The 2,095-nt window shown below is 65.8% G+C and carries 1 protein-coding gene and 1 pseudogene; one reads left to right on the forward strand and one right to left on the reverse strand.

The window, feature by feature from the left end:
* Positions 1–502: 502 nt before the first annotated feature.
* Entirely contained in the window at positions 503–1,249 is a 747-nt protein-coding gene (locus H6A21_RS10695) for an ATP-binding protein (protein WP_289614343.1), read from the reverse strand.
* A gap of 216 nt (positions 1,250–1,465) precedes the next feature.
* Here H6A21_RS10695 and H6A21_RS10700 point away from each other — a divergent pair.
* A pseudogene (locus H6A21_RS10700) lies at positions 1,466–2,095 on the forward strand (IS21 family transposase); the annotation flags it as partial.

The following is a 2,095-nucleotide window of genomic DNA, read 5'->3' on the forward strand; positions in this document are numbered from 1 at the left end:
TGGGAGAGCAGGGCGCCGCTGACCGGTGGACGGCGTTTCCACGCGGGGGCGGGGCCCCGGGGGAGCATCTCCCCCGGGGCCCCGCCCCTTTTCGCGTTCCCGGGGCGTTCTGGTCGTGATTGATTTGGTGCCCCATGTTACTTTGGTAGGCTCTCATGCTGTTCCAACAGGTCCTAAACCCTTCTATCATCATCGTCTATATAGGCTGTCGCAACACGCACTCCTCTTTTTGCTGCTATTGCCCCCTTTATTCTGTGAGGGCTCTTTCGAGCTAAATTGAAGCTGGATTCCGGTTTACTTTTCATCGATTTTGCGACGTCTTTTGACTCTCCTGATAGTTGCTAGCGGACTTCGTTTTGATCGTCACGCGCTCTTTCTTCTGCGCAGCGCTCTCTTTTTGAGTATTTGCCTCTTTTGATACCACCCATTATTTCGGCATGATACCGGCGGTATCGCGAACCGATACCGCCGGCGTCTCGAATGGGTACCGGAGACCCGCTTTCTACTCGGATCCGGCCCCCAGCTTCCTGCGCATGTTCATCTCGCCCATGCCGACCCAGGCGGCTCCGTGGACGATGCGGTCCATGATGGCGTCGGCGTGGACGCCGCCCCCGAGCCTGGCGTGCCAGTCCTTCTGGCGGAACTGCGTGCAGAAGACGGTCGAGCACGCACCGTAGCGGGCCTCCATGAGCTCGAGCAGGAAGCCCCGGAAGAGCTCGTCGGGGCGGTCGAGCAGCCACTCGTCCAGCACGAGGACCTGGAAAGAAGCGTACTTGCGGGTGAGCTTGCGCTCGCCGCCGGGACGGTCGCGCGCCTCGCGCCAGAGCTCCTCCAGGTCCGGGCACCTGATGTAGCACGCGCGCATCCGCCGCTGGCAGGCGGCCTTGGCGATCGCGCAGGCCAGGTAGGTCTTGCCCGTGCCGGTCGGGCCCTGCAGCACGACGCTCTGCCCGCGCTCGGCGAAGCCGCAGGTGGCGAGCTCGGTGATCAGGAGCCGGTCGAGGCCGCGCTCCTCCGAGAAGTCTATGGAGCGGACGTCGGCCTCCGGGTACCTCAGGTTGGCGCGCCTGGTGAGGTTTTTGACCTTGGAGGTGACGAACGCCGAGTGGGCCTCGTCGACGGCCATCTGGACCCGCTCGGCGCAGGTCATGCCCATGCACATGCCCTCGTCCTGCGCCTCGAGCGCGCCCAGCAGGTCGGCGGCGCCCATGTCGCGCAGCTTGCGCTTGGTCTCCACGGAGAGGTCCACCCTACATCCCCTCCCCGTAGAAGTCGGCGCCGCGCACGTAGCCGGCCTCGTCGTCGCCCGGCCCGCCGTCGTTGTTACCGCTAATCTAAGATTCGCCGTTTAGGCCAACGGGCGGCGCCGATTCCACCAACGCATATCCGCCGATCGCACCAACGTACTTTCACCGTTTCGACCAACGGGCTTACGCTCGACCGTGCAGAGTCACGGGAGGGCGATATGGAGAGAAACCTGATCGGAGAGATGAACATGCTGAAGGAGAGCGGCATCAAGCCGAACTTCACCGACATCGCGAGGAGGTACGGCGTCGACCGCCACACCGTCGCGAGGTACTGGAACGGGGGCGGCCCGCAGCCGTTGGACGGGAGGGAGGGACGCGCGAGCGGGTTCGACCGCTACCGCGACGAGATCGAGCGGAAGGCGGCCCTGCCCGGGATGACCAAGAGGGCGCTGCACGAGTTCCTGCTCGACAGGCACTCCGGCGATGAGCCGCCCGTGCCCGGCTACAACGCCTTCACGCACTACCTGCGAAGGAACGGTGTCGCGGTCGGCAGGGGCCTGCCGGAGGCGCACCCGCGCTTCGAGACGGAGCCGGGGCGCCAGCTGCAGTTCGACTGGAAGGAGGACATCGTGATGCACGACCGCTCGGGCGCCGAGTACCGCTTCAACGTGTTCTCCGCCACGCTCGGGTTCTCGCGCCGCCACCTCCTCCGCCGGTCCCCCACGAGGACGCGCGACGACCTGCTGGCGTGCATGTACGACACGGCGGCGCGGCTGGGCGGGGTCCCCGCCGAGTGGCTCACGGACAACATGTCGGCGATAGCCGCGGTGGGCGGCGACGGCAGGCGC

Origin of the sequence: Collinsella tanakaei, from assembly GCF_016902615.1 — a bacterium.
GTDB lineage: Bacteria > Actinomycetota > Coriobacteriia > Coriobacteriales > Coriobacteriaceae > Collinsella > Collinsella tanakaei_A.